This window comes from Glycomyces sp. NPDC048151, from assembly GCF_043202775.1.
GTDB lineage: Bacteria > Actinomycetota > Actinomycetes > Mycobacteriales > Micromonosporaceae > Glycomyces.
In genome coordinates, this window is the sequence record NZ_JBIDBB010000006.1 from 132,015 (window position 1) to 158,091 (window position 26,077).

Below are 26,077 nucleotides of genomic sequence, written 5' to 3' on the forward strand. Positions count from 1 at the left end.
ATGAAAGCGATTCGACAAGCGGTGTCAACCACCGGTGAAGGAACCATATGAGTGAGCGAAAAGCCCTGGTCGTCCGAGGCGGATGGGAGGGGCACGCACCGGTCGAGGCGACTGAACTGTTTCTGCCTTTCCTGCGGGAGCAGGGGTTCGAGGTGCGGATCGAGGAGACCCGCGAGGTGTACGCGGACGCCGCGGCGCTCGCCGAGACCGACCTCATCGTCCAGAGCGTCACGATGGCCGACATCACCCACGACCAGTTCAAGGGGCTCCGTGCGGCCGTCGAGGCGGGCACGGGGCTCGTGGGCTGGCACGGCGGCATCGCCGACTCCTACCGCAACTCCTCGGACTACCTGCAGCTCATCGGCGGCCAGTTCGCCACGCACCCCTCCAAGGAGCCGGGCCTGTGCGGCGGCGGCCAGGAGGACAACTACCTGAAGTACACGGTCGAGATGACCGACCTGGGCCGGAAGCACCCGATCACCGAGGGCATCGCCGACTTCGAGCTCGACACCGAGCAGTACTGGGTGCTGCACGACGACCTCATCGACGTCCTCGCCACGACCACGCACCCGGTGCAGCCGTACCACCCGTGGCACCGGCCGATCACCTCCCCGGCCGTGTGGACGCGCCTGTGGGGCGAGGGCCGCATCGTCGTGGCCACCCCCGGCCACAGCGTCGACGTCCTCCAGGACGCGAACGTCCGCACCATCATCGAGAGGGGCATGCTGTGGGCGACCCGCACGGCGTAGGCATCATCGGCCTGGGAGCGATCTCCGGCCAGTACCTCGGCACCTTCGCGGACTGCCCTGCGATCCGCGTCGCGGCCGTCGCCGACCTGAACGAGGCCCGCGCCGCCGAGGTCGCCGAGGCGACCGGCGCGGCCGCGCTCAGCGTGGACGAGCTCGTCGCGCACCCCGAGGTGGACACCGTCCTCAACCTCACGATCCCCGTGGCCCACGCGGACATCGCGCTCAAGGCGATCGCCGCCGGGAAGCACGTGTACGGCGAGAAGCCGCTCGCGGCGACGTTCGCGGACGCGCAGCGCGTGGTCGAGGCGGGCCTCGCCGCGGGCGTGAAGGTCGGCTGCGCGCCGGACACGGTGCTCGGCACCGGGACGCAGACCGCGCGCGCCGCGATCGACAAGGGCGACATCGGGGTGCCGACGTTCGCCACGGCCACGATGATCGCCCGGGGCCACGAGGTGTGGCACCCGAACCCGGACTTCTACTACACCGAGGGCGGCGGGCCGCTGCTCGACATGGGCCCGTACTACGTGTCCGCGCTCGTGCACCTGCTCGGGCCGGTCGTCGCGGTCACCGGGGCGTCCAGCCGCTCGCGCGACGAGCGCGTCATCGGCTCGGGACCCCGTGCGGGCGAACGGGTCCCGGTCTCGATCGACACGCACGTCACCGGGATCCTCCACCACGCGGGCGGCGCGCTGAGCACCCTCGTGATGAGCTTCGACGGGCACGCGACCAAGGCGCCGAACATCGAGGTCCACGGCACCGAGGGCACCGTCGGCGTGCCCGACCCGAACCACTTCTCCGGCGAGGTGACGCTGGAGCGCCACGGCACTGAACGCCACGTGCTCCCGGCCAGCGCCGGGTACGTCGACTCCGGACGCGGAGCGGGCCTCATCGACATGGCCCGTGCGGAAGCGGGCCGGGCGCCTCGGGCGGACGGGGCGCTGGCGCTGCACGTCCTGGAGGTCATGACCTCGCTGCTGCGCTCGGCCGAGACCGGTGGGCGGCTCGACATCCGGACGGAGATCGAGCGCCCGGACCTGGTGCCGCTGACGGCCCACGCGGAGTGGACCGCCGCCTAAAGTATCGAAACTGATCAATCTGACAATCTTCACATTACCGCGGAGTAACGGTAGTCTCGCATCTACGATCCGTCGACTGCGATGTTTCCGAACAGGAGACTGCCATGTCCACTCCCCGGAACCGGATCACCGCTGCGCTGGCCGCAGCGGTGCTCTGCACCCTCTCACTCTCCACAATGGCCTCATCGGCCCAGGCGGCGGTACGGCCCGACCCCGTGCCGCTGCCCGACCACCTCGAAACCCTCCGCGCCGCCGAAGCCACCGAGCTGTACGGCAGCCCCGGCATCCGGCCGCTCGAACAGCGCCAGACCTCGCTGGTCTCCATGGGCGACAGCGAGATCTCCGGCGAAGGCGTCGGCAACTACGAGCCCGGCACCCACGAGGACGGGAACTGGTGCGACCGCTCGCTCGACCAGGCGCTGTTCCGCACCGGCATCGAGAGCGACCGGCAGTACAACCTCGCGTGCTCCGGCGCCGCGTCCCCGCACCTGATCCAGAGCACCGGCCAGACGCAGTGGGACGAGCTCAACCAGGGCGACCAGCTCGCGGTCAAGGCCCGCAACACCCACGTCAAGCTCGTGTGGATCGTGGTGGGCGCCAACGACGAAGGCGGCATCGAGTTCGGCCCCGTCGCCACCGAGTGCGCCACCAACCGGATCCTGTTCCTCGGCCCGTGCTGGGACGGCCACACCGACAGCTGGGAGGCCCGCGTCGAGGTCAGCCAGGACGGGGTCGAGAACGCCATCGACGGCGTGCGCCAGACCATGACCGACGCCGGGTACCTCGCGAGCGACTACGACCTCGTCGTCATGTCCTACCCGAGCCCGGGCGGGCCCGACGTGGAGGACAACCCGGACTTCCCGGGCTGGTACGCGGGCGGGTGCCTGCTCTACCTCGCCGACGCGGCGTTCGCGCGCAACAAGGCCGTGCCGCTGTTCGAGGCCGGGATCCGCGAAGCGGCCCTGGGCAAGGGCGCGCGCTACCTCGACGCGCAGCGCCTCTTCGACGGGCACGGTGTGTGCGAGGCGGAGCCGTGGGCGCGCGGCGTCTACGTCGAAGTGGGCGAGCTGCCCTCCGAGCACGCGTTCCGGCAGTCGCTGCACCCCAACTACCTCGGGCACGGCGCGTTCGCGCAGTGCATCACCGAGTTCTACGAGCACCCCGACTGGGAGACGTCGACGTGCGTCGACACCGCGAGCACCGGCAGTGCGACGCTTTATGAAGGGCTGCTGGAGTTCCAGGACCTCAAGGCGTCCGGCCTGTGCGCCGACGCCGAGGGGTACGACTCGCGCAACGGCACCGACCTCATCGCGTGGAACTGCAACGGGGCCCGCAACCAGGGCTTCTGGTTCGACGCGGCGGAAGGCTCGCTGCACGTCGAGCTCAGCCACGACCGCTGCGTGGACGTCGAGGGCGGCCGCGTCCGGGCCGGGACCCCGCTGGTCCTGTGGGACTGCCACGGCGGCCTCAACCAGCAGTTCACCGTGAACGCCACCAGGATCCACCCGGTCGGCAGCCCGAGCCTGTGCCTCGGCTTCGACGGCACCGGCACCGGGGCGGCGCTGGTCCTGAACCAGTGCGGCGCGAGCGCGGTCAAGCCCGCCGACCGGAACTACGCCGACCCGGCCGGGTACGGCTACGACGACTGGATCGGATCGAGCGTCTACTAGCTAGTAGACGAACGGGGCGAAGACCGCCTCGCACTGCGTCTGCAGTTCCTCCAGGACCGTCCACATCGCGTCCTCGAGGTGCACGGCAGGGTCGATGAACGCGTACACGTGCGCTTCGACCCTGCCGTACGAGTCGATCACGCCGAACAGCTCGCGGCCGTCGTCCTGGGCGATCACCGCCGTGAAGCCCTCGCCCCAGTCCTCGGTCGCGATCCCGGCCCCCTCGCTCCCCGCCCGGTTGTTCTCCACCGCGGTCGCGGCGCCCTGCTCGGTCGGCCACAGCCGCATCAGGACCCAGCCCGTCCACTGCGACTGGTCGCCCCACCAGCACGTCAGCGTCGTCTCGATCTCGGCGTTGTCCTCGTCGGGGCCGATGTCGGCATCGGTGCGGCCCGTGTCGGTCTCGGGCACGACATCGGCGATGCCGGACGGCTCGAACTCCTCGCAGAGCTCGACGGTGACCTCGGCGGGCACGGCCTCCTCCGACGTCGCGGACGCCGCGAGCTCGGCCTGCTCGTCGTTGCGCACGAGGTACAGCACCGCCGCCATGATCACGGCGAGCGCGACGAGCACCGCCCCGCACGCGAGCCAGAGCATGCGGTGGTTAGCGCCTCGGGACTGCGGGTAGGTCATATCGGGCTCCAAGGGGTGCGGGGCGACCGCTCCACATAGTAGTGGCCCAGGGCTCGGAAGCGTGCCGCGCGGGCGACGAGGCGCGTAGGCTTCGCTTTCGGGACGCAGCGGAAGGGGCGGGAACGCATGGCAGCCGAGGTACGCGAAGTCGACCTGGTCGTGATCGGAGCGGGAGCGGTGGGCGAGAACGTCGCCGACCGCGCCGTCAAGGGCGGGCTCGAGACGGTGATCGTCGAGAGCGAGCTCGTGGGCGGCGAATGCTCCTACTGGGCGTGCATGCCCTCCAAGGCCCTCCTGCGCCCGGTGCAGGTCCTCAGCGCCGCGCAGGCGCTCCCCGGCGTCACCGCGGGCGGCCTCGACGTCCCCGCGGTCCTGCGCAGGCGCGACGCCATCACCCACGACTGGAACGACGAGAGCCAGGTCGACTGGCTCGACAGCGCGGGCATCGGCCTCGTCCGCGGCCACGGGCGGCTGACCGGCGAACGCGAGGTCACGGTGACCGCGAACGACGGGAGTACCACGGTCCTGCGCGCCCGGCACGCGGTCGCGCTGGTGACCGGGTCGACCCCGGTCGTCCCCGACATTCCCGGTCTGCGCGAAGCGAAACCGTGGACGAGCCGGGACGCGACCAGCGCGAAGTCCGTGCCGAAGTCCCTCGCGATCCTCGGCGGCGGCGTCATCGCCGTCGAGATGGCGACCGCGTTCCGGGCGCTCGGAGCGGCCGTCACCGTCGTCGCCAAGGAAGGCCTCCTCGGCAGCGTCGAGCCGTTCGCGGCCGAGCGCGTCGCCGACGCGCTGCGCGAACAGGGCGTCGACATCCTCACGCACGCAACGACATCGCGAGTAGAGCGCACCGAAGGGGACGTCCTGCTCGAGACCGACAAGGGCACCGTCGCCGCCGCCGAACTCCTCGTCGCCACCGGCCGCCGGCCCAACACGGCCGACCTCGGCCTCGAGACGATCGGCCTCGACCCCGGCGAACGGCTCGCCACCGACGACACGCTGCGCGTCGACGGCTTCGACTGGCTGTACGCGGTCGGCGACGTCAACGGGCGGGCGCTGCTGACCCACCAGGGCAAGTACCAGGCGCGCGCGGCGGGCGACGTGATCGCCGCCCGTGCGAAGGGCCGCCCTGTGGACGACGCGCCGTGGGGCGCGCACGTCGCCACCGCCGACCACGGCGTCGTCCCCCAGGTCGTGTTCACCGACCCGGAGGTCGCGGCCGTCGGCCCGACCGCCGACCAGGCACGCGCGCAAGGGAAGACGATCCGCGTCGTCGACTACGACCTCGGCTGGGTCGCGGGGTCCAGCATCGCCCGCGACGACTACCAGGGGGCGGCCCGGATGATCGTCGACGAGGACCGCGGCGTCATGATCGGCGCGACCTTCGTCGGCCCCGACGTGGCCGAACTCGTGCACGCGGCCACCACGGCGATCGTCGGCGAGATCCCGGTCGACCGCCTCTGGCACGCCGTCCCGGCCTACCCCACCGTCAGTGAGATCTGGCTGCGGCTGCTCGAGGAGTACGGACGGCCGGACTCGGCCTGACCCCCGCGAGGCGGGCGCGCACGGCCAGCCCCGCGCACGCGATCACGGCGAGCCCGCCCGCGACCGTCGGCACCGTGAGCGGCTCGCCCAGTATCAGTGCGGCCCAGGCGATCGTCATCACCGGCTGCGTCAGCTGCACCTGGCTGACCTGCGCCATCGGCCCGATCGCGAGCCCCCGGTACCAGGCGAAGAACCCCAGGTACATGCTCACCGCCGCGAGGTAGGCGAACGCGAGCCACTGCACGGGCGTCGCCGACGGCGGCTCCTGCGCTATCGCGATGCCGCCCAAGGCGATCATCACCGGGGACGCGAGGACCAGCGCCCACGACACGGTCTGCCAGGAGCCGAGCTCGCGCGCGAGCAGCCCGCCCTCGGCGTACCCGACCGCGGCGGCCGCCACCGCGCCGAACAGCAGCAGGTCGGTGGCGCCCAGGGACCCGAGCCCGCCGCCCTGCAGGGCCGCGAAGCACACCGCGGCGGCCGCGCCGAGACCGGCGAACGTCCAGAACCGAGCGGACGGGCGCTCCCGCACCCGCAGCACCGCCATGATCGCCGTCGCCGCCGGGAGCAGGGCGACCACGACCGCGCCGTGCCCGGCCGAAGCGGTCGTGAGCGCGTACGAGGTGAGCAGTGGGAAGCCGAGCACCACGCCGCCCGCGACGACCGCGAGCCGGAGCCATTGCGCCGCAGAGGGAAGGCGCTGCCGTGTCGCCGCCAGCGCGACCGCAGCGAGCATCGCCGCGACCACCGCTCGGCCGGAGCCGATGAACAGGGGCGAGAGGCCTTCGACGGCGACGCGGGTGAACGGGAGGGTGAACGAGAACGCCAGGACCCCGAGGAGGCCCCACCACAGGCCCGCGCGCTGCGATAGCGCGGGCCGCAAGGGAACGATAGTGCTACTCTCTATCTTCATGTCGAATGGTAGCACTCAGCGGATCGTGGACGGCCTGCGCGAATGGATCAGGGCCGCTCCGCCGGGGGCGAAGGTCCCGACGAACCGGGAGCTGATGAGCGAGTACGGCGCGAGCCCGGTGACGGTGCAGAAGGCGATGCACGCGCTCAACGCCCTTGGGTTGGTGGAGAGCCGGCCCGGGGTCGGGACGTTCGTGCGGGCGGTGCGCGCGCCGCGCCCGGTGGACTTCGGGTGGCAGACGGCGGCGCTGGGCTCGCCGCACGCGCGGCTGCCGGTGGTGTCGTCGACGCAGCGTTCGGCCGCTCCGGACGCGATCAGCCTGCACTCGGGCTATCCGGACCGGGAGCTGCTGCCGGAGCGGATGGTGCGGGCCGCGCTGGCGCGGGCGGCGAAGTCCGAAGCGGCGCTGACACGTTCGCCGGTGCGCGGGCTGCCGGAGCTGCAGGCGTGGTTCGCGGCGGAACTGGGGAGCACCGCTGCGGCGGGGGTGGCCGCGCCGACGGCCCGCGACGTGATGATCGTGTCGGGCAGCCAGAGCGGGCTCGGCTCGGTGTTCCGCTCGGTCGTGGGCCCGGGCAGTCCGCTGCTCATCGAGTCGCCCACGTACTGGGGCGCGATCCTCGGGGCCGAGCAGGCCGGGCTCGAGCTGGTGCCGATCCCCAGCGGCCCTGAGGGTCCGGACCCGGAGGAGCTGGACCGGGCGTTCCGGCGGACGGGGGCGCGGGCGTTCTACGCGCAGCCGACGTTCGCGAACCCGACGGGTGTGCAGTGGTCGCCGGGCCGGGGGCGGGACGTGCTGGAGGTCGTGCGGAGACACGGGGCGTTCCTCGTCGAGGACGACTGGGCGCACGACCTGGCGATCGACGCGGATCCGGCTCCTCTTGCGGCCCTTGACGACAGCGGGCACGTGGTGTATCTGCGGTCGCTCACGAAGAGCGTGTCCCCGGCGCTGCGCGTGGCGGCGGTGGTCGCGCGGGGGCCGGTGCGGGACCGGATCGCGGCCGACCAGGGCTCGGAGGCGATGTACGTGAGCGGGGTGCTGCAGGCGGCGGCGCTGGACGTGGTGACGCAGCCGGGGTGGCGGAACCACTTGCGGGGCTTCAGGAACCAGGTGCGGCTGCGGCGGGACCTGCTGGTGGGGGCGCTGCGGGAGCACGCGCCGGGGGTGCGGCTCGAACGCGTCCCGGCGGGCGGGCTCAACCTGTGGCTGCGCTTGACTGAGGGCGTCGATGTCGAACGGCTGGTGCGCGACTGCGAGTCGCGCGGGCTGCTCATCGCGCCGGGGACGGAGTGGTTCCCGGCCGAGCCCGCCGGGCCGTACGTGCGGGTCAACTTCTCGGGCCCGGCCCCGGACCGGTTCGGCGAGGCGGCCCGGCTGCTGCAGGCGGCCTTGGACGAGCAGCGGTGAAAAGGAGTTGGCGCGGCGCCGAAACCTAGGTACCTTAGGATAGAACCTAGGAAGGTTAGGAAACCATGCCGCGTGTAGGACTCACCCGTGACGCCCTGATCGAGGCGGCGGCCGACACCGCCGACGAGATCGGCTTCGAGCACCTGACGCTCGCCGTGCTGGCCAAGCGGTTCGGCGTGCGCGACGCGAGCCTGTACACCCACGTGCGCGGCCTCGCCGACCTCATGGAGGGCGTCGCGCTCCTCGCTCACGACGAGTGGGCGGAGGTCCTGGAGCGCGCAGTGGCCGGGCGCTCGGGCCATGCGGCCCTGACGGCGTTCGCCGACGCGTACCGCGCCTTCGCGACCGGGCACCCGGGCCGGTACGCCGCGACCCGGCATCCGATCGCGCCCGACAGGCTCGCGGCCTCCACAGGCGTCACGCGCATCATCGAGGCCTGCTACGCGCTGCTGCGCGGCTACGACCTGCCCGAACCCGACGCGACCGACGCGGTCCGGCTGCTGCGCAGCACCTTCCACGGTTTCAGCGACCTGGAGGCGACGGGCGGGTTCACCGCCGACCGTTCCCTGGACGCGTCGTGGCGGCGCGCGGTCGACGCGCTCCACCGCACCCTGACCGACTGGCCGAGATAGGAGCGAACCACATGCACGCCATCGACATCGAGAACACCACTGTGGAGTACGAGCGCACGGGCGGCGGCCCGCCGCTGCTCTTCATTCCGGGCGGCTCGGGCAACGGCGGCGTCCTCGCACGCCTCGCGGCCGAACTGGGCGACGCCTTCGACGTCGTCACGATGAGCACGCGGGTCGCCTCGGCGCAGCGGCCGGGCTTCGTCCTCGGCGGCCAGCACCCGAAGGTCCACGCCGAAGACGCGGTGGCCGTGATCGACGCGCTGTTCGACGAGGCTCCGATCGTGTTCGGCTTCAGCGCGGGCGCGATCACGACGCTCGAACTGCTCGCGGGCCACCCCGAGCGGGTGCGGCTCGCGGTCGTCCATGAACCGCCGCTGGTGAACCTGCTGCCGGAGGCCGCGCGGCTGCGGGCCGAGATCGCCTCGGTCCGGGAGGCGGCGCGCGCCGGGGACTTCGCCGGGGCCGGGGCGATCATGGCCGCGACGATGGTCGACACCGGCATCAGATTCGAGCCGCCTTCGCTGCGCCGCTTCGGCACCTGGGCCGAGCACTACGCCGACACCGCGCCCGAACCGCCGACGCCCGAACTCCTGGAACTGTTCGGCCGTCTCGGCGACCTGCAACCGCTGTTCCTGGAGCACGTGCTGGTCCAGTTCACCGGCTACGACCCGGATCTGGCCGGGCTCGCGGCACACGCAGACCGGCTGGTGTTGGCCGCTGGCATCGATTCCCGCTCGGACCTGCCGTTCCAGACCGCCGCCGCGCTCGCGTCCCGGCTCGGCCTGCCGCTGACCGAGCTGCCGGGCGGGCACCTCGGCTCGGTCGAGCGCCCGACCCAGTTCGCGGAAGCGCTCAAGGCGCTCCTCGACGCGAGCATGAGTCGCGTTCCGTCACACTAAGACCGTGGAAACCTTTACAGCACCAGAGAAGATGAGCCGCGACATGCGCCGCAACGGCGTCACGATCTGCGCGTTCTTCGGCCTCGGCTGGTTCATCGGCGGCGCCGGCCTGCTCGGCGACGGCGCACCGTACTGGATCGGGCTCGCGATCGCCGTAATCATCAGCGTGGGCCTGGTCGTCGCGGTCCCGCGCGTCGCCACCGAGCGGGAGCGCCCGCGCGAGCTGCCGAAGGACTGGGGCCGCCGGTACGGCATCTGGATCGCGTTCGAGGTCGTGCTCATCGTCGCGGCGATCCTCGCGCTCCGCGCCCTGGACCTCACCGCGTTCCTGCCGGGCACGATCGCGGCCATCGTCGGCGCGCACTTCATCCCGCTCGCCCCGGCCTTCGACGAACCGAAGTACAAGTGGACCGGCTACGCGATGATCATCGCCGGGATCGCGGGCGTCGCCGCCGGTGCGGGCGGGACCGTCCTCGCCGGAGCGGTGGCCGGATTCGGTTCGGCCGTGGCCCTCTGGGCGACGGGTGCGGCGGTCCTCAAGCGCGGCTAGGCGAGTCGGCGCGCCCATACGGGCGGCCCCGGGTACCCTCCCTATCCCACCTTCACCACTACCAGTGAAAAGGACACCCTCCCATACGGGTGCGACAAAACATCGTTCTCGAACACAAGGCGAATCACCATCGGATTTCGGAGGTCAGGAGAGCCCATGGACATCAGCGGAGTCTTCACGGACGCGTTCAGCCGCGTGCAAGAGGAGGTCCATGCCGTTCTGGAGGGCCTGTCGCAGGAGGACCTGGACACGCGGCCAGGGCCCGGGGCGAACTCGATCGGCTGGCTGGTGTGGCACATCGCGCGGGTCCAGGACGACCATGTCGCGGACGTGGCCGGGCGGGAGCAGACCTGGATCGCCGACGACTGGCACGAGCGGTTCGCGCTCGGACTGGAGTCGCGCGACATCGGGTACGGGCACACGAGCGATCAGGTCGGCAAAGTCAAGGGCGTCAAGGCGAGCGAGCTGCGCGGGTACTACGACGCGGTGCACGCCGCGACGCTCGGCTACGTCGCCGCGCTCGTCCCCGCCGACCTCGACCGGATCGTTGACACGCGCTGGGACCCGGCGGTGACCCTCGGGGTGCGGCTGGTGAGCGTCGTCAACGACAACCAGCAGCACACCGGGCAGGCCATGTACGTGCGCGGGCTCCTCGAATCGAGTTGAGCCCCAGGCTTACACGCCGAGAAGGCCCGGCAGGGTCGCACCGATCGGCCCGCGCAGCACCGCGTGGGCGACCTCCTCGTACGGCGTGGGCTCGGCGTTGACGATGACGAGGCGGGCACCGTGGGCCAGCGCGTAGTCGCAGAGCCCGGCGGCCGGGTAAACGCCGAGGGACGTGCCGATCGCGGCGAAGAGGTCGGCGTCGCGGGTGGCGTCGGCGGCGGCGTCGAGGACGTCGGGGTCGAGCTGCTGTCCGAAGGAGATGGTCGCCGACTTGAGGATGCCGCCGCAGGCGAGGCAGGGCGGGTCGGTCTCGCCCGCTTCGAGTCTCGGCAGGACGTCGGCCATGGGGAGGCGGTGTCCGCAGTCGAGGCAGGCGGCGTCGCGGGCGGTGCCGTGGATCTCGATGACGCGTCCGGGGTCGGTGCCGGCGGCCTGGTGGAGGCCGTCGGTGTTCTGGGTGACGATGGCGCGGAGGCGTCCGGTGCGGGCGAGGTCGGCGAGGGCGCGGTGGGCGGTGTTGGGCTCGGCGGTCCAGAGGGGGCTGGCGAGCCGGGCGGCCCAGGCCTGGCGGCGCACGTCGGGGTCGGCGAGGTAGTTGTCGATGGTGAAGAGCTTCTCGGCGGCGGGGTTCTTGGTCCAGACCCCTTGGGGGCCGCGGAAGTCGGGGATGCCGGAGTCGGTGGAGACCCCGGCTCCGGTGAGGACGGTGATCGAGGCGGCCTCGCGGAACCAGCGGGCCGCCTCGGCGGTGGTGCTCGTGCTCATCTGACGGAACGTACCGCAAGGGCTCGGGGGGCGAACCCGGATGATGGGCGAAGCGGACTGAAGATCACCGTTCGGCACTGGACAGGGCCGGTGCGTTACTGCGAGAATTGCGCCCGTTCAGACCCCCACGGACGGAAAGCAACCCCTATGCGCCGCAAGTCCATGACCACGAGCGTCCTCAACGTGCTGCTGCAGCCGACCATGTCGAGCCGACGCGACCCTGACAAGATCTTCGACGGTATCGTCGCCAAGTCCGCGCGCGCCACCGGCGGCGACCCGGCCGCGGTCGGCGAGTTCCTCGACGGCATGCGGCTCCTGAACAGGAACTTCGCCGCGAGCCCCCGTCTGAGCCCGATGGGCTGGCAGAGCGTCCAGGGCGACCTGCGCCTGCGCGTGGAGAACCGCCTCCGCGTGCAGCGGGTCGTCGCCGAGCATCCCGAGATCGAGTCCGAGCCGATCGAGCGGCCCGTCTTCATCGTCGGCCTCCCCCGCACCGCGACCACGTTGGCGCACAACATCATCGCGAAGTCGGCCGACCACCGCGGCCCGGCGCTGTGGGAGTGGATGTTCACCGACATCGATCGCGGCGAGGAGGCCCGGGTCCGCCGCATCAGGCAGACCGAGCGCCTCGTGGGCACGTTCATGCGGCTCGCCCCGGCGTTCAAGGTCATCCACCCGCTCAACGCCCAGAAGCCTGACGAGTGCAACTACCTGCTGCCGCACGGCACGCAGCACATCGCGCGGGTCCACATGCCGAAGTACCACCAGTGGATCGAGCAGCGGGACGCGCTGCCGGACTACGAGTACCTGAAGCTCGCGCTGCAGGTCCTCCAGTTCGGACGCGAGCGCAAGCGGTGGATCCTCAAGTCCCCCATGCACCTCGACCACCTGCCCGAGATCCGCAAGGTGTTCCCCGACGCGCAGATCGTGTGGACGCACCGCGACCCGATCACCGTGCTCGGCTCCCTGTGCTCGCTCGTGGAGTCCTCGCAGGTCATGCACGAGCGCAGCCCCGACCTGCACGCGATCGGCGAGACCTGGCTCCGGATCCAGTCGACCGCGATCGAGCGCGCCCGCAAGGCCCGCGTCGACTGGCCTCGCTCCTCGTTCATCGACGTCCCCTACCCGTGGCTCGCCGCCGAGCCGCACGACAAGGTGCCGCTCCTGTACGAACGCCTGGGCGCCAAATGGACCGAGGCGGACGCCCGCACCCTCGACTCCGTCCTCGCCCGCCCCGGCATCGGCCGCCAGCACGAGTACGAGCTCGCCCGCTACGGCCTCAACCCGGGCCAGGTCGAGGAGGCCTTCGGCGACTACCCGCGCATGGTCGAGAAGCTCCGCCTCGACTAGTCACTGGCCCCGGCGGAGGATCGGGGGGTTGAGGAGGGTGGCGTCTCCGCGGCGGTAGAGGCGGGCCGGGCGGCCCGGCTCGCCTCCCGTCGAGCGGCCCGTGGGCTCGACGAAGCCCGGCGTGGTCGTGGCCTTGCGGTGGAAGTTGCGCGGGTCGAGGTGCTCGCCCCAGACCGCCTCGTAGACCTGGCGCAGCGCGGCGATCGTGAACTCGGGCGGGCAGAAGGCCGTCGCCAGCGGCGTGTACTCGAGTTTGGAGCGGGCCCGCTCGACGCCGTCGGCGAGGATGCGGTCGTGGTCGAACGCGAGGCCGTGCTTGCCGATCGGCGTCCAGGCGGCGGCTGCCGCGTCCGTGCCCGCCACGGGCGCGGGCAGGTCGGGCAGGAGCGCCAGGTAGGCCACGGTGACGACGCGGCCGCGCGGGTCGCGGCCGGGCTCGCCGTAGCTGCCGAGCTGCTCGAGGTGCCCGGCGGGGCCGTCGAGGCCGGTCTCCTCGCCCAGTTCGCGGCGCGCGGCGGCGTCGAGGTCCTCGTCGCCGAGGACGAAGCCGCCGGGCAGGGCCCAGCGGCCGAGGTGGGGCTCGATGCCCCGCTCGACGAGGAGCGCGTTCAACTCGCCGTCGCGGACCGTGAGGACCACGAGGTCGACAGTGACGGCAAACACCGGATAACTCATTATCACCACCTTGACGATAACCTATCACAAGGATTATCGTCAGAGTGACGAGAAAATAGGAGGTCCACCCCATGGCCGATGTCACCAAGCTTTTCTTCCTGCGCCACCTGCGCGGCACCCCCACCGTCTGGGTCAGGTGCCAGAAGCGCGGCCGCACCTCCCGCGAAGGCACCAGCCAGTCGTTCTGGTACCGCCCGCTCGTCGCCGTGCTCTCCGAAGTGCCCGTCGACGACCGCGAACTGCCCCTGATGTTCCACGCCCGCACCGCCGACTTCGCCGACGTCACCGTGCAGGCCACCGTGACCTACCGGATCGACGACCCCGCGCTCGCCGCCACCCGCCTCGACTTCTCCGTCGACCCCTACCGGGGCCAGGCCCGCGCCCGCCCGCTCGACCAGGTCGCGACCCTCCTCACCGAGCTCGCGCAGCAGCCCGCGATCGACCTGCTCGCCCGGCTGCCGCTCGCCGAAGCGCTCACCAGCGCCGTCCCGCAGCTACGGGAGGACGTCGCGGCCGCGCTCGCCGAGGACGCGCGGCTGGCCGACATCGGCGTGGCCGTCGTCAGCGCCCGCGTCGTCGCGGTCCGGCCCGAACCGGAGCTGGAGCGGTCGCTGCAGACCCCCACTCGCGAAGCGGTGCAGCAGGACGCGGACAAGGCGACGTACTCGCGGCGGGCCCAGGCCGTCGAGCAGGAGCGGGCCATCGCCGAGAACGAGCTGCAGAACAAGATCGAGCTCGCCCGGCGCGAACAGCAGCTCGTGGAGCAGCGGGGCGCCAACGCGCAGCGGCAGGCCGAACTCGCGGCCGCCGCCGGACTGGCTGCGGCCCAAGGTGAAGCGGAACGGGAGCGGACGCTCGCGTCCGCCCAGGCCGACAAGGTGCGCGCCGTCGGCGCGGCCGAAGCGGAGTCGGAGGCGGCCCGCCTGGCCGCGTACCGGGACCTGCCGCCGTCGGTGCTCCAGGCGCTCGCGCTGCGCGAGCTCGCGGGCCAGCTGCCCGAGATCGGGCAGATCACGATCACGCCGGACCTGCTGACCGGCACGCTCTCGCGGCTCGCCGACGGATCGCGATGAGCGCGACCCTGGCACCGCGCGTGGTGGTCGTCAGCCGCCGCAGCGAGCTCGACGAGCTGCTCGTGCGGCACGGCACCCGCGCGGCCGCCGAGCACTTCCTGCGCCAGCGCGGCCGCGACCTGGACGAGGTCGCGGCCCGGCACGAGGCACTGGAGGCGGCGCTCACCACTGTGGACGCGGCGGTCCCGGCCGACTGGCGCCGCGGCCGGGTCGACCGGGAGGACCTGCCGCGGTTCCTGTTCGGGCCCGAGGACATCGTCGTCGCGGTCGGGCAGGACGGGCTCGTGGCGAACCTCGCCAAGTACCTGTCGGGCCAGCCGGTGCTGGGCGTCGACCCGGAGCCGGGGCGCAACCCGGGCGTGCTCATCCGGTTCCGCGCCGAGGAGGTCGGGGCCGCGCTCAGGGCGGCGGCAGCCGAGGCCGCCGTGGTGCGGCGGTTGTCGATGGTGTCGGCGCGGCTGGACGACGGGCAGGAGCTGGCCGGGCTCAACGAGATCTACGCGGGCCACGGTTCGCACCAGTCAGCGCGGTACCGGCTCGTTCGGGCGGACGGCAGGGAGGAGCGCCAGTCCTCGTCGGGTGTCCTGGTCGGGACAGGTACGGGTGCAACGGGCTGGACGGCGTCGATCGCGGCCGACCGGGGCTGGAGCCGGGGGCTGCCTGGTCCGGAGGAGCCGTCGCTGTCGTGGTTCGTGCGGGAGGCGTGGCCGTCGCCGGCGACTGGCGCGACTTTGACGGCGGGGCTGCTGCGCGCGGGCGAGGAGCTGCGGCTGGTGTGCGAGAGCGAGCGACTCGTGGTGTTCGCGGACGGCGTCGAGTCGGACCACCTGACGGTCACGTGGGGCCAGCAGGTCGTGATCGGGCTGGCCGCAAGGCATCTGCACCTGGTCGTTCCGGAGTAGCGGGAGGCCGCCGCGGCGTCGGCTGCGGCGGTCGCCTTGCGTCCCTTGCGGGGGCGGGCCCTGGGCGAGCGGGCGTGGGGCGGATAGGGAATCGTTGCGGGCATGACGATTCCCGATCTGGCCGAGGCGTCTCGGCTGCAGGCCCGCAACTCCGCCGCGTTCTGGGCCGCCACCGGCCGCTCGCGCGGGCACGAGGTGATCCGGCGGCGCGGTTTCCTGGCGGTGCGCGGTGACGACCGCGCCGGAGTGCGTGTGCTGATCCAGGAGCCGGAGCTGACGGCCGAGGAGCTGGAGGAGGTCGCGGAGCTGCGGCGTTCGGCGGCCGGCCTGGTCGACATGGAGGACCCGTTCAGCTCGACCGCGCTGGCGCACTTGGGGATGGGCTCGTGGCAGATGCCGGTGATGCTCAGGCCGCCCGGCGCGGTCGAGGCGCCCGCCGTCGCGGTGCGGCGGGTCCGGGACGCGTCAGACCTGCGCGGGGCCGAGAGGGCGGTGATCGCGAGCTTCGGGCTGGACCGGTTCGAGCCGTACCGGCCCGGGGAGATGTTCCCGGCGGCGCTGCTCGACGAGCCGGGCGTCGCGCTCTATGTCGCGTCGGTGGACGGCGAGGTCGCGGGGGCGTGCGTCACCGTGGCCGCCAACGGTTTCGGCAGCCACTACTGGGTCGGGACGACCGAGGCGGCGCGGTCGAAGGGCATCGGGCGGGCCGTCATGCTCGGTTCGCTGGAGCCGCTGGCGGACGTGCCGGTGACGCTCACGGCCTCGAAGCTCGGCGTGCCGCTGTACGAGAAGCTGGGGTTCTCGGCGGCCGCGCCGTCGACGTGGTGGTCCTCGACCAGGGCCTAGGGGGTGTTTACGAACCCCCGGCGAGTCGGTATCCGAGTCCGTTTGTTCGCTCGCAAGGCGGAAGGCCCTCCAGATACCGGTGTTGTATCTGGAGGGCCGACAACGAAGCGAGCGGGCAAACGGGCCGGATAGCGGCCGTCAGGGGTTCGTAAACACCCCCTAGTCCTCTTCGTCGGGGTCTTCGAGGAGGCGCATCTCCTCGATGTCGAGCCGGTACTGCATCTGGCGGAGCACGGCGTCGTCGATGCGCCGCTCGTTGCGGAGCATGACGAGGACCGCGCGCTTCTCGGCGAGGACGGCCAGGCGCAGCCGGTCGTAGTCGCCGCGCACGCGCGGGATCGTGTCGGGCCCTTCCTCTTCGGGGTCGGACTCCAGGAAGTCGAGGTGTTCGCGCATCTCGGACTGCAGGCGCGCCAAGGCGTCGGCGTGGACGTCGAGTTCGGCGGCCAGGCGCGGCAGGGCCTCGACGGCGGCGTTCGAGGTCTGCACCTTCGCGTACTGCAGCTCCTCGTCGGGCTCGGTGTCGGCGGGCAGGTCGGCCCAGCGGATCACGGCCGGGAGGAAGAACGCGGGCAGGAGCATGACACAGATGACGCCGAAGGTCGTGAACACGATGACGTCGCGGGACGGGAACGGCGCGCCCGAACTGATCGTCGTCGGCACGGCGATCGCGATGGCCAGTGAGATCGCGCCGCGGAAGCCCGACAGGCCCGAGACGATGCGGGAGCGGTTGGAGACGCGCAGGAGCCGCTGCTGCGGGCGGCGGTCGATGAGCCGGATGAGGTAGGCCGAGGCGTACAGGAACGCGAGGCGCACACCGACGAGGACGAGCGCGATCGCGGCGACCAGGCCGACCGCCTGGGCGAGGTCCGCGCCTTCCATGCCGCGCAGGGCCGCCTGCGACTCGATGCCGATGAGGACGAACAGGGCGCCGTTGAGCAGGAACGTCGCGAACCCCCACGTCGCGAACACCTGGCGTCGGGCCGGGGCGGAGCCGTAGACGGGGCTGGTCTGGCTGACGATGAGCCCGGCCGCGACCGCCGCGAGGACGCCGGAGGCGTGGATGAACTCGGCGAGGAGGTACCCGGTGAACGGGATGAGGAAGAAGATCGTGCAGGCCGTCAGGGTGTCGGTGACCTTGCGGCGCAGCCAGACCCAGAACAGGGCCGAGAGGACGCCCGCGGCGATGCCGCCCGCGTAGGAGACCAGGAACTCCCAGCCGACGAGCGCGAGGCTCAGGTGCTCCTCCCCCACGACGACGCCGACGGCGAGGCCGAAGACGACGAGGGCGGTGCCGTCGTTGACGAGGCTCTCGGCGCGCAGGACCATGATCTGGCGGCGGGGCAGGTAGCGGGCGACGACGTTCACGGCGGTCGCGTCGGTGGGTGCGAGGGCCGCGCCGAGGACCCATGCCGGGCCCCAGGGCATGCCGAAGGCGTGCGCGGTGGCGGCGACGGCGGCCGCGGTGACGACGACGAGGATCGTGCTGGTGAGGAAGATGCCGCGCCGGTAGCGGCGGATCTCGCGCAGGGAGGTGTTGAACGCCTCCCACCACAGCAGCGCGGGCAGGAACAGCAGGAGGACCACTTCGGACGGCAGCTCGAGGACCCCGAACGCGGGGATGAGCCCGAGGAGCACGCCCACTCCGAGCTGGAGCACGGGCGCGGCGATCCCGGTGCGCTGCGCGGCGATCCGGCAGGCGACCAGCGCCGCGCCGATCACGACGATGAGTTCGAGGCCCAGCATGAGCAGTATCCTGCCGCAAGCCCGGGCGGGCCGGGTGGTTTCCCCTCGGCCCGCCTACGGTCGGGCTATTGCGTCGCGAGGGCCTGGGCCGCTTCGGCGGCGACCTGGGCGCGGAAGCCCTCGCCGCCGAGGGCGGCCACGGTCTCCAGGGCGCGGCGGTGGGCTTCGGCGAGGGCGTCGGCCGCGGCGGTCGGGACGTCCGGGACGACGCCGGTGCCCTCCCAGTTGCCGCCCGAGATCGGGCTGACCGAGCGTGCGACGGGGACGGTGAGTTCGAGGTGTGCGGCCACTTTGAACCCGTCGCGCGGGTGCGCGCCGCCGCGGGTCCGCTCGCCGACCACGGCGGCCCGGCCGCGCTCCTGCAGGTCGAAGCTGAGTGCCTCGCCGCCGGAGAAGGTCTTCGCGCTGGTCAGGACCCACACGGGCTTGACGCCGCCGAACTTGGGGCCGGGGACGTGCGAGGTCCACAGCTGCGTGAACCGCTCGGGGTCGCGGAAGGCCATGCCGGAGAGCTGCACCGGTTCGGCGTCGGTGAGGTGGCTGTAGAGCCAGGTCACCATGTTCGGGTCGCCGCCGAGGCACTCGCGCAGGTCGAGGATGAGCGCGTCGGCGGTCGCGAGGAGCCGCATCGCGGCGGCGACCTGGTCGCCCGCGACCGCGGGCGGGAACATCAGCGGGGCGATCGACAGCAGGCCGACGTTTCCGGGGAGGCGCTGCGCGTTCGCGACCCCGCCGCAGGTGAGGTCGCTCCACTCCCCCATCTGCCGCATCTGGGTCTCGTCGTCGTCGTGGGTGTCGCTGAGTTCCGTCGCGGAGTGGACGAGCCGCAGGTGGAGGTCGTTGTTGACCGACTGCAGGTCGGCGGTGACGAGCTCGGCGAGGCGCGCGTCGTCGGCGCCGTCGTAGCGGCCTTCGGCGGCCGCCTCGGTGAGGACCGCGCCGACTGCGGCGGCGACCTCGGGGAAGACGTAGTGCTCGTCGAGCAGTTTCACGATCTGGGGGATGACGGCGGACATAGGGACCTCCAACGGGGCGGGTGATGTCTAGTAGTGAACCACCGATTTGACAAAGAGTCCAGTTTTCTGGACACTTGATTTCATGGACGACCCCGATGCGATCGCGATCGCGACCCCGCAGCAGTTCCGGGCGCTCGGGCACCCGGTCCGCCACCGCCTGCTCTTCGCGATCGGCAGGGAGACCGCGACGCTGAGCGGGCTCGCGGCCGAGCTCGGCATCAGCAAGGGCAGCGCGGGCCACCACCTGAAGATCCTGCTCGAAGCCGGGCTCGTGCGACTCGACGGCACCCGGCAGGTCAGGGGCGGCACCGAGCAGCACTACCGGCGGGCCGCGACGAAGCTCGACTTCAGCGACGGCGAGACCACGAAGGCGGCGCTCGCGGCCGTCGCCGACGAGATGGCCACCGACGACGACTCGCTGTTCGTCCTGCGCAGCGTCCGCCTCGGCCCGGCGCAGGCGCGGCGGCTGCGCGAGACCCTCGAAACCCTTGCGGCCGAGGTCGAAGACGAGCCCGGCGAGGCCCGGCACGGCGTCCTGGTCGGCTTCTACCGGCCGGGGCCGGTCAGTCGCGGTTGACGGAGCCGTCCGCGCGGCCCGACTCGTACGCCCACATCGCCGCCTCGACGCGGTTGCGGACGCCGAGTTTCGCCAGCACGCCCGCGATGTGCGTCTTCACCGTGCCGAGCGAGAGGTACAGCCGCTCGCCGATCTCGGTGTTGGTGAGGCCTGCGGCGAGCAGCGCCAGCACCTCCTCCTCGCGGGCGGTGAGCGGCGCAGACGGCTGCCGCACGGCCTTCGCCGGGCGCGAGAACTCGCCGAGGAGCCGCAGCGTCACCTGCGGCGCGATGAGCGCGTCGCCGTTCGCGGCCGCGCGCACCGCCTCGCCGATCAGGTGCGGGCCAGCCTCCTTGAGCAGGAACCCCTTCGCGCCGGCGCGGAGCGCGCCGTGCACGTACTCGTCGAGGTCGAACGTGGTGATGACGACGACCGCGATCGGCTCCGCGACCCGGTCGCCCGCCAGGAGCGACGTGACCTCGATGCCGTTCAGCCCCGGCATCCGGATGTCCACGAGGGCCACGTCGGGGCGGACGCGCTGCGCGAGCCGGACCGCCTCGACACCGTCGGCGGCCTCGCCGACGACCTCGATGCCCGGCTGCGCGTCGAGCAGCAGGCGCAGGCCGGTGCGCACCGGCTCCTGGTCGTCGGCCACGATCACCCGGATCATCCCTTGTCCCCCAACGGCAGCGACGCCCGCAGCGTCCATCCTCCGGCCGGGTCGGGACCGGCGTCCACGTCGCCGCCGAGCAGCGCCGCCCGCTCCGCCATACCGCGCAGGCCGTGCCCGCCGTCCGACGCCGAGCGGACCGGAGCGCCGTCGTCGCGGACGACGACGCCCGCCGCGTCCGCGCCGACCGACACGTGGATGTCGACAGTGGAGACGTCGCGGGCGTGGCGGCGCGCGTTCGTGACGCCTTCCTGCGCGATCCGGAACAGCGTCGACGCGACGACCGCCGGAAGCTCCTCCGCCGCCTCGATCCGCACGGTCACCTCGGGCGGGCCGGGATCGGCGAGACGGGCGAGCTCGGGCAGGCCGGCCATCGGCGCGTACTCCGCGGGCGCGCGCAGGGTCCGCACCAGCGACCGCATCTCCCCCAGCGCCGCCTGCGCCTCGCGCTCGATCACCGCCAGCGACTCCGGCACCAGATCCGGGTCCGCGCCCGCCACCTGCGCGCGGATCACGATCGCCGAGACGTGATGCGCCACAGTGTCGTGGAGGTCGCGGGCCAGCGCCTCGCGCTCGCGCGCCCGGACCGAGTCGAGCAGGCGCGCCCGGGACTCCAGGCGCTCGCGCCGCAGCGCCCCGATGAGGCAGGCCCCGCCCATGAACGCGACTCCGGCGGCGATGTCCGCCGCAGGATCGGTCCCGAGCGAGCTGGAGAGGACGAGCCCGGCGGCGGTCGCGGCGCCGCCGAGGATCCTGTCCCTGCCTGAGCCCCAGCGGAAGAGGGCGTACGGGACGGTGAGGAACACGAACGTGGTGAACAGCGCGTTCGGTTCGATCCCGGGGGCGGCGTGCGCGGCGGCGAGGGCCGAGGTGGCGCAGGCCAGCAGGACCGCGCTGGCGAGCGGCCGGGTCCGCCGCCACAGCAGCACCGGGAGGATCGCGATCGTCGCGGCGGTGGTCGCGACGGGCCAGGCGAGGTCGGGGCGCGCCGCGCCTTCGAAGACGCAGGCGAGGGCGGCGAGGGCGATGAGCACCGCGTCGCGCGGGCGCGGGCCGTCGGCTCCGGCGGCGCGGGGCCGGGCCCACGCGCCGTTCATGCTGCGCCGCAAGGCCGCCACGTCGGTCACGCGTCCATCGTCGCAGGACGCCGGGCGGCGGCGCGGCGGCGGGCGATGACCCATTCGGCGACGAGGGCGTTGAGGAGCCAGGCGGCGTCCATCTGGAGGAGCCGCGCGAGCTCGCCCGGTTCGCCGAAGAGGAGCATCGGCGGGCCGGAGGTGAGGACCTGGGTGCCCGCGCCGAGCGCGAGGGCGTAGGCGCGGATCATCCACGAGCCGTGGGCGAAGTAGTCGCGGCGTCCGATCGCGGCGACCCCGAGGACGAGGCAGGCGAGCATGGCGGCGCCGACGATGTAGCGGGAGACGGCGACGGCGCGGTCGTCGATGGAGGGCGTGTCGTAGAACGCGGTCATCCACAGTCCGGTGGCCGCGACGACGAACCCGGCGGGGACCAGGAGGTAGCGGCCCGCGAAGCGGTGCCAGGCGTTGCGGTCGCGGCGCAGGCGGGGCAGGAACTGGAAGGCGCCGACGATGGAGTAGACGAGGGCGCCGATGATGTGGAGCACCACCGGGAGGGGCGTGCGCATGAAGCGGGCGTTCGCGGCGGTTTCGGTTGCACCGGACGCGATCTCGTCGACGCGGACGACGCCTGCGATCGAGGGGATGAGGGCGAGGAGGAGGAGCCCCGCCGCGATGGGCCATTCGCGGCGGGGGCGGGTGTCGGGCTTTCGTTGGAGCCGAGGAGTTTCCATGGCTCCATCGTGTGCCCGGGGGCGCCCCGGGCGCTTCAGCCATGTGGCCTAACCCGGTTCAGTCGGCGTTGCGGACGCAGCCGGAGTGGACCGCGAGGAGGGTGGTGTCGTCGGCGACCTGGAACTCGATCCGGACGCCGTCCTCGCGTTCGGCGGTGATGGCGTGCCCCGGCGGGATCTCCTCGGCGATGAAGATCTCCTGGTCGCTGGTGATCTCCCAGCCGTCGTCCTGGAGGTGGTCGCGCATGGTGTCGATGGCGTCGGCGCCGGGGCCGGAGGTCGCGGTCTTCTCGTCGTACCAGTAGACGAGGCTGAACTCGGACCACTCCTCGTCCGCCGAGTCGCGGTCGTCGCACGCGATGCTGTCGGCGAGATGGTCATCGGCGGCGGGGAAGCCCTCGACCCCTTCGAGGGCCGTGAGCGGGTCGGCGATGGCCGCTTCGAGGAGGGCCGGGGCTTCGGAGGCGTTGAATTCGCGTTCGGGGTGGCGGTTCTCGGGGTCGTTGACCTGGGCGTTCCATACCAGGAGGACGGCGGTGACCGCGGCGGCGGCGGGGAGGACAGCCAACTCGGGCAGGAAGGGGCGCCGGGGCGAGCCGCCCGCTCGGATGGCCTCGCGGGTGGCCGGGCGGACACTGATGACGAGTTCGAGGATGAGCGCCAGGATGAACGGCGCGGCGATGAGCACGAAGGGCATGAGCATCGCGATCTGGACCGCCGTGGCGGCCATGGAGACCAGGAGGAGCGGTCCGCCCCAGCGGGTGCGTCCGATCTGGACGGCGGCGAGCAGGTGCACCGCGGCCTGCGGGACGACCAGCCAGATGTAGCGCGCGGTCGCGGCGCGGGCGTCGGCGGTCGAGAAGTCGTAGGACATCGCGTGGAGGTCCATCAGGACCGGGTAGAGCCAGAGGGCGCCCGCGACGAGGACGGCGAGCTGGATCGCGAGGACGGCGCGGAGCGCGAACAGCGATCGCGGAGCGGCGGAAGGGGTTTCAGTGGTCATCGGTCGGCCTTTCGAGGAGGGGTGACCTGGTGGTTACTCAAGGGTAATTTCGGCGCGGGGCGGCGCGACTCCCCAGATCGGGCCACGTTCGCGCACTCTTCTTGCATGCAGAGCGGCCGCGATCGACAGAGTGATATTTTCTGAAACTTTCGAAGGTCAAGGAAAGGAATTGGGTGCGCCAGGGTGGCGGATTTCGAAGGTTCTCGTTTGAGCGTTCCCCTGAGCTGTAGCGATGATGATGGATTTCCGGATTGAGACATTGAAAAGTTCCGATAGTTTTCCGGAAGTCATTGACACGTTCTCGGCCGCGGTCCACGATGGTCACCATCAAGAGATAGATGTCTCTCGATGCGGTTCGGCCTTCCGGCGGACCGCACGGCACCCTTGCAAGGAGTCAGGATGTCCATGGACAACCCACCCCCCAGCCTCTTCAGCCGCCGCGGCCTGCTGCTCGGCGGCGCCGGCGCGCTCGCGCTCGGGGCATCCGGGCTGCTCCTCCCCGGCTCGGCCCAGGCCCAGCAGGTCATCACCACCAACCAGGAGGGCACGCACAACGGCTACTACTACTCGTTCTGGACCGACACCCAGGGCGCGGCCTCGATGACTCTCGGCGCAGGCGGGAACTACAGCTCGCAGTGGAACGGCGCCAACAACTGGGTCGGCGGCAAAGGCTGGGCCAACGGCGGACGCCGGGTCGTCGACTACACCGGCACCGTCAACCACGGCAGCAACGGCTACCTGGCCCTGTACGGCTGGACCTCGAACCCGCTGGTCGAGTACTACATCGTCGAATCGTACGGCCCGTACAACCCCAGCACCGGCGCCTCGAACCGCGGCACGGCCACCATCAACGGCGGCACGTACTGGCTCGGGCAGTCCACAAGATACAACGCCCCGTCGGTGGAGGGCACCAAGACCTTCAACCAGTACTGGAGCGTCCGCCAGAGCAAGCGCACCTCCGGCAGCATCGACACCGGCGCCCACTTCGACGCCTGGGCCCGCGCCGGGATGAACCTGGGCGCCTTCAGCTACTACATGATCATGGCGACCGAGGGCTACCAGTCCAGCGGCAACTCCAACATCACCGTCGGCACCACCGGCGGCGGTGGCGGCGGCGGAGGCGGCGCCTGCACCGCGACGCTCTCGGCCGGGCAGCGCTGGAGCGACCGCTACAACCTCAACGTCACCGTCTCCGGCAAGAGCGACTGGCGGACCACGCTGAACATCCCCTCGCCCGCGAAGGTCATCGCGACCTGGAACTGCAACGCGTCCTACCCGTCCGCGCAGCAGCTCGTCGCGACCCCGAACGGCAGCGGCAACACCTTCGGCCTCACCATCCAGGCCAACGGCAACTGGAACTGGCCGACCGTGGGCTGCGCGTAGCGGGGCCTCGGCGAACCCTGCAGCCGAGGTCCGTGCGACGGCCGCCCGCGATTGCGGGCGGCCGTTCGCCTTGCCTGCCGGAGACCGTATTCAACCCATCGGTTGACAACGATCCGCGGGTCGTCTAACGTCGTGCTCAACCGATGAGTTGAGGACTATGAGCGAGAGCGTGACACAGCTCGACCGGGCGTTCGCGGCGCTGGCCGACCCGACCCGGCGCGGCCTCGTCGCCGCGCTGGCCGCGTCGGACGCGACCGTGAGCGAGCTGGCCGAGCCGTACGACATGAGCCTCCAGGCGGTCTCCAAGCACATCAAGGTGCTCGAGGACGCCGGACTGGTGACCCGCAGCCGGGACGCCCAGCGCCGCCCCGTCCACCTGAACGCCGCGGCGTTCGGCGCGATGACCGACTGGATCGAGCGGTACCGGCGCGAAGCCGAAGCGCGGTACCGGCGCCTCGACGCGCTTCTGCAGACCATGGACGACCAGACCCCTAAGGACGCAGCATGACCAGGCACGAGACCGCGATCGCGGCCGATCCGAAGACGCCGACGATCGCGATCACCAGGGAGTTCGACGCGCCGCCCGCCAAGGTGTTCCGCGCGCACGTCGACCCGGAGCTCTATGCGAAGTGGATCGGGCCGCACACGACGACCACCCGGATCACCCGGTGGGAGGCCCGCACCGGCGGGGCGTGGGCGTTCGCGAACGACCGGGGCGGCGAGGAGGTCGCGGCGTTCTACGGCAGCTTCCACGAAGTGCGGCAGGACGAGCGGATCGTGTGGACATTCACCTACGAGGGCGACCCCAACAACGTCGCCCTCGAGACCCTGACGTTCGAGCCGCTCGCGGGCGGGCGCACACGCCTGCGGACACTCAGCGTGGTCGCCGACTTCGCCACCCGCGACGGCATCCTGGCCAGCGGCATGGAGACCGGGGTGAACGACGGCTACGAGAAGCTCGACGATCTGCTCGCGGACGGCCCCTCGGCGCGGCACGCGCGCGACGCGGCCCGGATCACCGAACTGGTCGAGACCGCGGCCCCCGGCGACTGGGCGCGGCCGAGCCCGGTCGCGGAGTGGACCGCGCTCGACGTCGTGAAGCACCTCGTCGAATGGCCGCGCGACTTCCTCAAAGGAGCGGGCATCGCGCTTGCGGCCCTTGACGTCGAGGCCGATCCGGTCGCCGCCTGGAAGCGGCACGCCGCCGAGATCCAGGCCGTCGTGGACGACCCGGCCGGGCGCGTGCTCAGCAACCCCAACACCGGGGACAAGCCGGTCGACGAGGCGATCGACCAGTTCTACACTCCCGACGTGTGGATGCACTCCTGGGACCTCGCGAAGGCGCTCGGGCGCGAGCCCGACCTGGAGCGGGAGCGGTGCCTCGCCGCGCTGGAGGCGATGGCGCCGATCGAGGGGCTCATGCGCGAGAGCGGGCAGTTCGGCCCGGCCGTGCCCGTCGCCGACGACGCGTCCCCGCAGGACAGGCTGGCGGCGTTCACCGGGCGCGATCCACAGTGGAGACCCGAAGGCTGAGCGGG

At 72.0% G+C, this 26,077-nt stretch carries 27 protein-coding genes and 1 pseudogene; 18 read left to right on the plus strand and 10 right to left on the minus strand.

What is annotated here, in order from left to right:
• Positions 1 to 47 precede the first annotated feature (47 nt).
• From ACGGCP_RS15700 to ACGGCP_RS15710, 3 genes are all read left to right on the plus strand, one after another.
• Positions 48 to 749, plus strand: coding sequence for a ThuA domain-containing protein (locus ACGGCP_RS15700; protein WP_392966618.1), 702 nt, complete (start codon positions 48 to 50; stop codon positions 747 to 749).
• Positions 728 to 1,825: a Gfo/Idh/MocA family protein gene (locus tag ACGGCP_RS15705; protein ID WP_392966620.1), complete on the plus strand. Its 1,098-nt coding sequence runs from the start codon at positions 728 to 730 to the stop codon at positions 1,823 to 1,825. The genes ACGGCP_RS15700 and ACGGCP_RS15705 overlap by 22 nt, the downstream gene beginning before the upstream one ends.
• A 104-nt stretch (positions 1,826 to 1,929) precedes the next feature.
• The gene (locus ACGGCP_RS15710) at positions 1,930 to 3,495 is read left to right on the plus strand and encodes a ricin-type beta-trefoil lectin domain protein (protein WP_392966622.1); all 1,566 of its coding nucleotides are present in this window, start codon (positions 1,930 to 1,932) and stop codon (positions 3,493 to 3,495) included.
• Here ACGGCP_RS15710 and ACGGCP_RS15715 read toward each other — a convergent pair whose 3' ends face one another.
• Positions 3,496 to 4,128 (minus strand): hypothetical protein, encoded by a 633-nt coding sequence (locus tag ACGGCP_RS15715; RefSeq protein WP_392966625.1) that lies wholly within the window; start codon positions 4,126 to 4,128, stop codon positions 3,496 to 3,498.
• A gap of 126 nt (positions 4,129 to 4,254) precedes the next feature.
• Here ACGGCP_RS15715 and ACGGCP_RS15720 point away from each other — a divergent pair, with 126 nt between their 5' ends.
• Entirely contained in the window at positions 4,255 to 5,676 is a 1,422-nt protein-coding gene (locus ACGGCP_RS15720) for a dihydrolipoyl dehydrogenase family protein (RefSeq protein ID WP_392966627.1), read from the plus strand.
• Here ACGGCP_RS15720 and ACGGCP_RS15725 read toward each other — a convergent pair.
• The gene (locus ACGGCP_RS15725; RefSeq protein WP_392966629.1) at positions 5,621 to 6,589 is read right to left on the minus strand and encodes a DMT family transporter; all 969 of its coding nucleotides are present in this window, start codon (positions 6,587 to 6,589) and stop codon (positions 5,621 to 5,623) included. The two genes, ACGGCP_RS15720 and ACGGCP_RS15725, sit on opposite strands and share 56 nt — an antisense overlap.
• Between ACGGCP_RS15725 and ACGGCP_RS15730 the strand changes: the two genes are divergently transcribed.
• From ACGGCP_RS15730 to ACGGCP_RS15750, 5 genes are all read left to right on the plus strand, one after another.
• Positions 6,588 to 7,997: a PLP-dependent aminotransferase family protein gene (locus ACGGCP_RS15730; protein WP_392966631.1), complete on the plus strand. Its 1,410-nt coding sequence runs from the start codon at positions 6,588 to 6,590 to the stop codon at positions 7,995 to 7,997. The two genes, ACGGCP_RS15725 and ACGGCP_RS15730, sit on opposite strands and share 2 nt — an antisense overlap.
• A 65-nt stretch (positions 7,998 to 8,062) precedes the next feature.
• The gene (locus ACGGCP_RS15735; RefSeq protein ID WP_392966633.1) at positions 8,063 to 8,629 is read left to right on the plus strand and encodes a TetR/AcrR family transcriptional regulator; all 567 of its coding nucleotides are present in this window, start codon (positions 8,063 to 8,065) and stop codon (positions 8,627 to 8,629) included.
• Positions 8,630 to 8,640: 11 nt separating this feature from the next.
• Positions 8,641 to 9,528, plus strand: coding sequence for an alpha/beta fold hydrolase (locus tag ACGGCP_RS15740; protein WP_392966635.1), 888 nt, complete (start codon positions 8,641 to 8,643; stop codon positions 9,526 to 9,528).
• Between the two features lie 4 nt (positions 9,529 to 9,532).
• Positions 9,533 to 10,078 (plus strand): hypothetical protein, encoded by a 546-nt coding sequence (locus ACGGCP_RS15745; RefSeq protein ID WP_392966637.1) that lies wholly within the window; start codon positions 9,533 to 9,535, stop codon positions 10,076 to 10,078.
• Positions 10,079 to 10,234: 156 nt separating this feature from the next.
• Positions 10,235 to 10,744, plus strand: coding sequence for a DinB family protein (locus ACGGCP_RS15750; protein WP_392966639.1), 510 nt, complete (start codon positions 10,235 to 10,237; stop codon positions 10,742 to 10,744).
• A gap of 9 nt (positions 10,745 to 10,753) precedes the next feature.
• On the opposite strand, the gene ACGGCP_RS15755 is transcribed toward ACGGCP_RS15750, so the two are convergent.
• Positions 10,754 to 11,509 carry an NAD-dependent deacetylase gene (locus ACGGCP_RS15755; protein WP_392966641.1) on the minus strand — a complete coding sequence of 252 codons (756 nt, stop codon included), beginning with the start codon at positions 11,507 to 11,509 and terminating at the stop codon, positions 10,754 to 10,756.
• 147 nt (positions 11,510 to 11,656) lie between these two features.
• Between ACGGCP_RS15755 and ACGGCP_RS15760 the strand changes: the two genes are divergently transcribed.
• Positions 11,657 to 12,859, plus strand: coding sequence for a sulfotransferase family protein (locus tag ACGGCP_RS15760; protein ID WP_392966642.1), 1,203 nt, complete (start codon positions 11,657 to 11,659; stop codon positions 12,857 to 12,859).
• Here the strand turns inward: ACGGCP_RS15760 and ACGGCP_RS15765 are convergent, their stop codons facing one another.
• On the minus strand, positions 12,860 to 13,534 hold the full coding sequence (locus ACGGCP_RS15765) for an NUDIX domain-containing protein (protein WP_392966644.1): 675 nt from the start codon (positions 13,532 to 13,534) through the stop codon (positions 12,860 to 12,862).
• 71 nt (positions 13,535 to 13,605) lie between these two features.
• On the opposite strand from ACGGCP_RS15765, the gene ACGGCP_RS15770 reads away from it, so the two are divergent.
• The 3 genes from ACGGCP_RS15770 to ACGGCP_RS15780 all read left to right on the plus strand — a co-directional run bounded on the left by ACGGCP_RS15770 (position 13,606) and on the right by ACGGCP_RS15780 (position 16,355).
• Positions 13,606 to 14,607, plus strand: a complete 1,002-nt coding sequence (locus ACGGCP_RS15770) for an SPFH domain-containing protein (RefSeq protein WP_392966646.1) — start codon at positions 13,606 to 13,608, stop codon at positions 14,605 to 14,607.
• The gene (locus ACGGCP_RS15775; protein ID WP_392966648.1) at positions 14,604 to 15,509 is read left to right on the plus strand and encodes a hypothetical protein; all 906 of its coding nucleotides are present in this window, start codon (positions 14,604 to 14,606) and stop codon (positions 15,507 to 15,509) included. The genes ACGGCP_RS15770 and ACGGCP_RS15775 overlap by 4 nt, the downstream gene beginning before the upstream one ends.
• Positions 15,510 to 15,611: 102 nt before the next feature.
• Positions 15,612 to 16,355 (plus strand): GNAT family N-acetyltransferase, encoded by a 744-nt coding sequence (locus tag ACGGCP_RS15780; RefSeq protein ID WP_392966650.1) that lies wholly within the window; start codon positions 15,612 to 15,614, stop codon positions 16,353 to 16,355.
• Positions 16,356 to 16,514: 159 nt separating this feature from the next.
• Here the strand turns inward: ACGGCP_RS15780 and ACGGCP_RS15785 are convergent, their stop codons facing one another.
• Complete coding sequence (locus ACGGCP_RS15785) at positions 16,515 to 18,101, minus strand: Na+/H+ antiporter (RefSeq protein WP_392966652.1); 1,587 nt, start codon at positions 18,099 to 18,101, stop codon at positions 16,515 to 16,517.
• A 65-nt stretch (positions 18,102 to 18,166) separates the two neighbouring features.
• Positions 18,167 to 19,117 (minus strand): S41 family peptidase, encoded by a 951-nt coding sequence (locus tag ACGGCP_RS15790; protein WP_392966654.1) that lies wholly within the window; start codon positions 19,115 to 19,117, stop codon positions 18,167 to 18,169.
• 82 nt (positions 19,118 to 19,199) lie between these two features.
• Here ACGGCP_RS15790 and ACGGCP_RS15795 point away from each other — a divergent pair, with 82 nt between their 5' ends.
• Positions 19,200 to 19,694, plus strand: coding sequence for an ArsR/SmtB family transcription factor (locus ACGGCP_RS15795; protein ID WP_392966656.1), 495 nt, complete (start codon positions 19,200 to 19,202; stop codon positions 19,692 to 19,694).
• On the opposite strand, the gene ACGGCP_RS15800 is transcribed toward ACGGCP_RS15795, so the two are convergent.
• From ACGGCP_RS15800 to ACGGCP_RS15815, 4 genes are read right to left on the minus strand one after another with little or no spacing between them, the layout of a single operon-like run.
• On the minus strand, positions 19,681 to 20,343 hold the full coding sequence (locus ACGGCP_RS15800; RefSeq protein WP_392966658.1) for a response regulator: 663 nt from the start codon (positions 20,341 to 20,343) through the stop codon (positions 19,681 to 19,683). The two genes, ACGGCP_RS15795 and ACGGCP_RS15800, sit on opposite strands and share 14 nt — an antisense overlap.
• Positions 20,340 to 21,470 (minus strand): sensor histidine kinase, encoded by a 1,131-nt coding sequence (locus ACGGCP_RS15805; protein WP_392966660.1) that lies wholly within the window; start codon positions 21,468 to 21,470, stop codon positions 20,340 to 20,342. The genes ACGGCP_RS15800 and ACGGCP_RS15805 overlap by 4 nt, the downstream gene beginning before the upstream one ends.
• Positions 21,467 to 22,153: a DUF2306 domain-containing protein gene (locus ACGGCP_RS15810; RefSeq protein ID WP_392966661.1), complete on the minus strand. Its 687-nt coding sequence runs from the start codon at positions 22,151 to 22,153 to the stop codon at positions 21,467 to 21,469. Before ACGGCP_RS15810 ends, ACGGCP_RS15805 begins: the two co-directional genes overlap by 4 nt.
• Positions 22,154 to 22,211: 58 nt before the next feature.
• Positions 22,212 to 23,156, minus strand: coding sequence for a hypothetical protein (locus ACGGCP_RS15815; RefSeq protein WP_392966663.1), 945 nt, complete (start codon positions 23,154 to 23,156; stop codon positions 22,212 to 22,214).
• Positions 23,157 to 23,561: 405 nt separating this feature from the next.
• Here ACGGCP_RS15815 and ACGGCP_RS15820 point away from each other — a divergent pair, with 405 nt between their 5' ends.
• From ACGGCP_RS15820 to ACGGCP_RS15835, 4 genes and pseudogenes are all read left to right on the plus strand, one after another.
• Positions 23,562 to 24,539, plus strand: a complete 978-nt coding sequence (locus tag ACGGCP_RS15820) for a glycoside hydrolase family 11 protein (protein WP_392966665.1) — start codon at positions 23,562 to 23,564, stop codon at positions 24,537 to 24,539.
• A 157-nt stretch (positions 24,540 to 24,696) separates the two neighbouring features.
• Positions 24,697 to 25,047 carry an ArsR/SmtB family transcription factor gene (locus tag ACGGCP_RS15825; RefSeq protein WP_392966667.1) on the plus strand — a complete coding sequence of 117 codons (351 nt, stop codon included), beginning with the start codon at positions 24,697 to 24,699 and terminating at the stop codon, positions 25,045 to 25,047.
• Positions 25,044 to 25,517 (plus strand): annotated as a pseudogene (locus ACGGCP_RS15830) (SRPBCC family protein); the annotation flags it as partial. The gene ACGGCP_RS15825 and the pseudogene ACGGCP_RS15830, both read left to right, overlap by 4 nt.
• Complete coding sequence (locus ACGGCP_RS15835) at positions 25,506 to 26,072, plus strand: TIGR03086 family metal-binding protein (protein WP_392967271.1); 567 nt, start codon at positions 25,506 to 25,508, stop codon at positions 26,070 to 26,072. The pseudogene ACGGCP_RS15830 and the gene ACGGCP_RS15835, both read left to right, overlap by 12 nt.
• Positions 26,073 to 26,077: the final 5 nt, after the last annotated feature.

What these genes read in the sequence shown, in the direction of transcription:
- ACGGCP_RS15700 (WP_392966618.1), top strand. Translation starts at nt 48, where the DNA reads ATGAGTGAGCGAAAAGCCCTGGTCGTCCGAGGCGGATGGGAGGGGCAC.
- ACGGCP_RS15710 (WP_392966622.1), top strand. Translation starts at nt 1,930, where the DNA reads ATGTCCACTCCCCGGAACCGGATCACCGCTGCGCTGGCCGCAGCGGTG.
- ACGGCP_RS15715 (WP_392966625.1), bottom strand. Translation starts at nt 4,128, where the DNA reads ATGACCTACCCGCAGTCCCGAGGCGCTAACCACCGCATGCTCTGGCTC.
- ACGGCP_RS15720 (WP_392966627.1), top strand. Translation starts at nt 4,255, where the DNA reads ATGGCAGCCGAGGTACGCGAAGTCGACCTGGTCGTGATCGGAGCGGGA.
- ACGGCP_RS15730 (WP_392966631.1), top strand. Translation starts at nt 6,588, where the DNA reads ATGTCGAATGGTAGCACTCAGCGGATCGTGGACGGCCTGCGCGAATGG.
- ACGGCP_RS15725 (WP_392966629.1), bottom strand. Translation starts at nt 6,589, where the DNA reads ATGAAGATAGAGAGTAGCACTATCGTTCCCTTGCGGCCCGCGCTATCG.
- ACGGCP_RS15735 (WP_392966633.1), top strand. Translation starts at nt 8,063, where the DNA reads ATGCCGCGTGTAGGACTCACCCGTGACGCCCTGATCGAGGCGGCGGCC.
- ACGGCP_RS15740 (WP_392966635.1), top strand. Translation starts at nt 8,641, where the DNA reads ATGCACGCCATCGACATCGAGAACACCACTGTGGAGTACGAGCGCACG.
- ACGGCP_RS15750 (WP_392966639.1), top strand. Translation starts at nt 10,235, where the DNA reads ATGGACATCAGCGGAGTCTTCACGGACGCGTTCAGCCGCGTGCAAGAG.
- ACGGCP_RS15755 (WP_392966641.1), bottom strand. Translation starts at nt 11,509, where the DNA reads ATGAGCACGAGCACCACCGCCGAGGCGGCCCGCTGGTTCCGCGAGGCC.
- ACGGCP_RS15760 (WP_392966642.1), top strand. Translation starts at nt 11,657, where the DNA reads ATGCGCCGCAAGTCCATGACCACGAGCGTCCTCAACGTGCTGCTGCAG.
- ACGGCP_RS15765 (WP_392966644.1), bottom strand. Translation starts at nt 13,534, where the DNA reads ATGAGTTATCCGGTGTTTGCCGTCACTGTCGACCTCGTGGTCCTCACG.
- ACGGCP_RS15770 (WP_392966646.1), top strand. Translation starts at nt 13,606, where the DNA reads ATGGCCGATGTCACCAAGCTTTTCTTCCTGCGCCACCTGCGCGGCACC.
- ACGGCP_RS15775 (WP_392966648.1), top strand. Translation starts at nt 14,604, where the DNA reads ATGAGCGCGACCCTGGCACCGCGCGTGGTGGTCGTCAGCCGCCGCAGC.
- ACGGCP_RS15780 (WP_392966650.1), top strand. Translation starts at nt 15,612, where the DNA reads ATGACGATTCCCGATCTGGCCGAGGCGTCTCGGCTGCAGGCCCGCAAC.
- ACGGCP_RS15785 (WP_392966652.1), bottom strand. Translation starts at nt 18,101, where the DNA reads ATGCTGGGCCTCGAACTCATCGTCGTGATCGGCGCGGCGCTGGTCGCC.
- ACGGCP_RS15790 (WP_392966654.1), bottom strand. Translation starts at nt 19,117, where the DNA reads ATGTCCGCCGTCATCCCCCAGATCGTGAAACTGCTCGACGAGCACTAC.
- ACGGCP_RS15795 (WP_392966656.1), top strand. Translation starts at nt 19,200, where the DNA reads ATGGACGACCCCGATGCGATCGCGATCGCGACCCCGCAGCAGTTCCGG.
- ACGGCP_RS15800 (WP_392966658.1), bottom strand. Translation starts at nt 20,343, where the DNA reads ATGATCCGGGTGATCGTGGCCGACGACCAGGAGCCGGTGCGCACCGGC.
- ACGGCP_RS15810 (WP_392966661.1), bottom strand. Translation starts at nt 22,153, where the DNA reads ATGGAAACTCCTCGGCTCCAACGAAAGCCCGACACCCGCCCCCGCCGC.
- ACGGCP_RS15815 (WP_392966663.1), bottom strand. Translation starts at nt 23,156, where the DNA reads ATGACCACTGAAACCCCTTCCGCCGCTCCGCGATCGCTGTTCGCGCTC.
- ACGGCP_RS15820 (WP_392966665.1), top strand. Translation starts at nt 23,562, where the DNA reads ATGGACAACCCACCCCCCAGCCTCTTCAGCCGCCGCGGCCTGCTGCTC.
- ACGGCP_RS15825 (WP_392966667.1), top strand. Translation starts at nt 24,697, where the DNA reads ATGAGCGAGAGCGTGACACAGCTCGACCGGGCGTTCGCGGCGCTGGCC.